The following is a 3805-nucleotide window of genomic DNA, read 5'->3' as shown; positions in this document are numbered from 1 at the left end:
TGGTCAAGGATAAGGCCGACAACTGGGAAGGCTACGATACGGTCTTTATCGGGTATCCTATTTGGTGGGGCATCGCTGCCTGGCCGGTAGATACTTTTGTCAAGCACAATGACTTCAGTGGCAAGACGGTCATCCCCTTTGCCACGTCGGCCAGTTCGGGCCTCGGCGACAGCGGCAGACAGCTGCAACAGATGGCTGGCACGGGCAGCTGGCTGGAAGGCAAGCGTTTCCCGTCCAATGTGTCGGAAAGTACGGTTCAGCAGTGGGTTCAGAGCCTGAATCGCTGATAGAAAAAGAAGGAGGTTGTCTGAATAAGGCAGCCTTCTTTTTATTTAAATAATCATAGCAAAAAAGCATTGATTAACAAAGTTCATAGGTATTTGTTATTCAATAGATAGCAAAGTATACTGTAATCAAGCAATAGAGAGTTTCAAAAGTGTTGAAAAAGGAGAATGTAACATGAAAAAACATCAGAAAGCCTTATTAATAGCGGCTGCTTTATGGGTGAGTACCTTTCCCTTTTCTGGATTCGGCACGGGTGCCGCATATGCGGCGACACCGGCAGCGGTTTTGCAGGCGAGATCGCAGATGAAACAGTCTTCCATCAGCGAATTAACGAATGATACACGGGTATTCAAGGTTGACCCCAAGATTGAAGCGAAGAATGTCCGCTTTCAGAACCGTTATGGTTTCGACATCGCTGGCCACCTTTATTTGCCGAAAAATTTCGATGCCCAGAAGCAATATAAGGCCGTCGTCGTTTCGGGGCCTTTCGGCGCTGTCAAAGAACAATCTTCCGGCTTATATGCTCAGGAAATGGCAAAACACGGATATGTTGCTGTCGCCTTTGATCCGTCCATGACTGGAGAAAGCGGGGGTACGCGCCGTAATATGGCTTCGCCTGATATCTTTGTAGAAGATTATAGTGCTGCTGTCGATTTCATCAGTAATTTGAAATTCGTCAATCCCGATAAAGTAGGGGCTATTGGCATCTGTGGTCTGTCCGGTATGGCCCTGACGGCTGCTGCCAATGACACGCGCATCAAAGCCGTCGCAACTTCAGCGATGTATGATATGTCCGACAGTATCCGCAATCACTATCAAGGAGATTACTATACGCCGGAACAGCGGGAAAAAGTGAAGGAACATTTGGCTGTTATGCGGGACAAAGAAGCCAAAGAAGGGAAAGCTATCCCGGGCTCGCATGAACTGGCCGTCGATGCGCAGGGACATGTCATTTCTCATGATACGATGTTTCCAGACAAACTGCCAGCCGATGCAAATAGTGTAGTGAAAGGATTTTATGATTATTACGTAGGGCGGGCATATCATCCGCGGTCCATCAACTCCAATACACTGGCCTGGGATTCGACAACGCCGTATGGATTCTTCAACTTCTCTCTCATGGAACACATTGATGAAATCAGCCCGCGTCCGGTCCTGCTCATTACCGGTGAGAAAGCTCACTCGAAATACTTTGCCGATGCGGCGTATGCTAAATTAAAGGCTCCGAAACGGGAAATCGTTGTTCCCGGGGCTACGCATACCGATTTATATGATCAGATGGATAAGATTCCTTTTGCCGATTTGGTCCAATTTTTTGACGATGCCTTGAAATAAAAGTAAGCACCTTAGAAAGGATCCTTCATATGTTATCTTTGTCGCAAGCCTTGAAACGATGGAGCCGGGAGCCGGTCATCGGTACGACAGCAGACGAAATTGAAACCATGCGCTTTTACAGCCGACAGGCGCAGAAGATTCTCATGGAAATCAATACACAGTACCATGAACCGGAAGTACTGCGCCAACTTTTTTCACGGCTCATCGGCCGTCCTGTCGATGATACATTTGCCTTCTTTCCACCGTTTTATACGGATTTTGGCAAGAATATCCATCTTGGCAAGAATGTCTTCTTCAATAGCGGCTGCAAGTTCCAGGACCAGGGAGGTATTTTCATCGGCGATAATGTCCTCATTGGACATAATGTTGTCCTAGCTACGCTCAATCATCATCCAGCCCCGGATAAACGGAGTGAGCTCATGCCGGGCCGGATTGTCCTGCATGAAGGCGTCTGGATTGGGGCTAATGCGACCATAACAGCTGGGGTCACTGTCGGCCGTTATGCCATCGTCGCAGCCGGTGCCGTCGTGAACCGGGACGTCCCACCGTATACTGTCGTCGGCGGCGTACCGGCTCACTTTATCAAAAACATTGAACAGTGAGGTTTTATAGCTGGCTTATTTTTTCTGCCTCTTCCTTCAAGAGATGGATGAATTGCTGGGTCCCTTTGGAGAATATTTGGAATCGTTTCCATACGATGAACAGGGTATCCTCCAACAACGGGTCCAAGAGGCGGAAGCAGAGCGCCGGGTCATAGGGTGGCACGTTGATGATTTTTTCCAACATGATGCAGGACCCCAGCCCTTCGCGGACCATGAGGGATGCATTATAGGCCAGATTGTAGGTTGCCTGGATGTTCAATTCGGCAAAGGGCTTTTTTATCCATGTCTGCAATTTATTGCCATGGCTGTTGGCTTGCAATACCTGCTGGGACAGGATGAGATTTTCCGACCATAAATCTTGTGGCCGGATTGCCTCCCTGGCTGCCAACGGGTGGCTGCGCTGCAAAAGAAGGCCCCAGTGATCGGTGTATGGGCAGGGCAGGACCTCATATTTTTCCGTATCGACATGACCGTAGACGACGGCGATGTCGATGAGTCCTTTGTCGAGGGCTTCCATGATGGCCTGTCCATCGCCACTGGTAACGTGGAAATGGAGGTTCTTGTAGTGGCTTTGCAGTTTATGGGCAGTCTGCATGATGAAGCGGACACTGTCGGATTCAGCCGAACCGATGCGGATGTTTCCGTTTAGTTCCGTATCGTCACTGCGCAGTTCCTGTTCCGTATGGCTGGCTAAAGACAGGATTTCTTCAGCCCGCTTTTTCAGGAATAGGCCTTCCTCGGTGAGCGTAATGCGACGGGGGCCGCGGATCATCAGTTCTTTTCCCAGCATCTCTTCCATGTCACGCAACTGCCGCGACAGTGTCGGCTGGGACAAGTGCAGGGCTTCGGCTGCGTGGGTAATGCTTTCTTCTCGGGCGACGGTGAGGAAATAATTGAGTACCCGTAAATCTAACATCATTATCAATCCTTTCCTGGTAGATAAATCTCTTCTTTCAGGCCTTTCAAAAAGGCTTCGCACGTCGGCGACAGGAGCTGGTGTTTTTTCCAGGCTGCGAGACATGAGACGGTGACGGCTATATTCGCCGCACCGGTCATATTCTGTTCCCTGGCGACGGCCAGGAAGTATTGCAGGGTCCGTATTTCCATGATGTCACTCCTATAGGCTGATTTTTCTTTAGTATACGCCTTTTGGAAGGGCCTTACAATAAAGGTGTCATATCATAAATGACATGGAACTGTAACCGTTCTTGAGTTGTTGTTTGTCCTTCTCCGGAGTATAATAAATCGTACTTTCTGATTTGTTTCTTCGGGGGAGGATTTTTTTATGGATTACATTGTCAATACGTTTACCTTTGAGCTGGAACACGGCGGGCCGCACGTGCATTTCCTGGCCTTTATTTTATTTATCATCATCGGCATCGCCATCCTGCACGGCGTCTTCCGGGGCGTCATCGAGGTATTGAGCCGCGTGACGAAAGTCCCGCGGGACAGCTGGCGCAATGTCTTCCGCTTCATGCCGACCCTGCTGGGCATCCTCCTGGGAATCCGTCTGACCAAGGATATCCTCAATCTGCCCGATTTCGTCCAGCATATCTTGTCCTATCATTATCACAGTGTCGTCA

5 protein-coding genes and 1 pseudogene are annotated in these 3805 nt (G+C 49.3%); 4 read left to right on the top strand and 2 right to left on the bottom strand.

The genetic code is table 11. From position 1 onward, the window contains the following. The 3 genes from DBO31_RS02610 to DBO31_RS02600 form a co-directional block, all read left to right on the top strand. The coding region (locus DBO31_RS02610; protein WP_304466340.1) for a flavodoxin at nt 1-287 on the top strand (287 nt) is incomplete at its 5' end. Nucleotides 288-459: 172 nt separating this feature from the next. Beyond that, nucleotides 460-1620 carry an alpha/beta hydrolase gene (locus tag DBO31_RS02605; RefSeq protein ID WP_200817440.1) on the top strand — a complete coding sequence of 387 codons (1161 nt, stop codon included), beginning with the start codon at nt 460-462 and terminating at the stop codon, nt 1618-1620. Nucleotides 1621-1649: 29 nt separating this feature from the next. Continuing rightward, nucleotides 1650-2222 (top strand): DapH/DapD/GlmU-related protein, encoded by a 573-nt coding sequence (locus tag DBO31_RS02600; RefSeq protein WP_059077389.1) that lies wholly within the window; start codon nt 1650-1652, stop codon nt 2220-2222. A gap of 4 nt (nt 2223-2226) precedes the next feature. Here the strand turns inward: DBO31_RS02600 and DBO31_RS02595 are convergent, their stop codons facing one another. Together DBO31_RS02595 and DBO31_RS09430 are read right to left on the bottom strand one after the other, a co-directional pair. Next, nucleotides 2227-3141, bottom strand: coding sequence for a LysR family transcriptional regulator (locus DBO31_RS02595; RefSeq protein ID WP_234995362.1), 915 nt, complete (start codon nt 3139-3141; stop codon nt 2227-2229). Between the two features lie 2 nt (nt 3142-3143). Then, nucleotides 3144-3329: a hypothetical protein gene (locus DBO31_RS09430; protein WP_234995361.1), complete on the bottom strand. Its 186-nt coding sequence runs from the start codon at nt 3327-3329 to the stop codon at nt 3144-3146. A gap of 178 nt (nt 3330-3507) precedes the next feature. Here DBO31_RS09430 and DBO31_RS09425 point away from each other — a divergent pair. After that, nucleotides 3508-3805 (top strand): annotated as a pseudogene (locus DBO31_RS09425) (mechanosensitive ion channel family protein); the annotation flags it as partial.

The organism is Megasphaera sp. DJF_B143 (genome assembly GCF_900320625.1).
GTDB lineage: Bacteria > Bacillota > Negativicutes > Veillonellales > Megasphaeraceae > Megasphaera > Megasphaera hexanoica.
The sequence above is the reverse complement of the archived record's forward strand: the minus strand, read 5'-3'. Positions and strand labels throughout refer to the sequence as shown.

Bases quoted from the DNA above. Each gene is read 5' to 3' on its own strand.
- DBO31_RS02605 (WP_200817440.1), top strand. From the start codon at position 460: ATGAAAAAACATCAGAAAGCCTTATTAATAGCGGCTGCTTTATGGGTG.
- DBO31_RS02600 (WP_059077389.1), top strand. From the start codon at position 1,650: ATGTTATCTTTGTCGCAAGCCTTGAAACGATGGAGCCGGGAGCCGGTC.
- DBO31_RS02595 (WP_234995362.1), bottom strand. From the start codon at position 3,141: ATGATGTTAGATTTACGGGTACTCAATTATTTCCTCACCGTCGCCCGA.
- DBO31_RS09430 (WP_234995361.1), bottom strand. From the start codon at position 3,329: ATGGAAATACGGACCCTGCAATACTTCCTGGCCGTCGCCAGGGAACAG.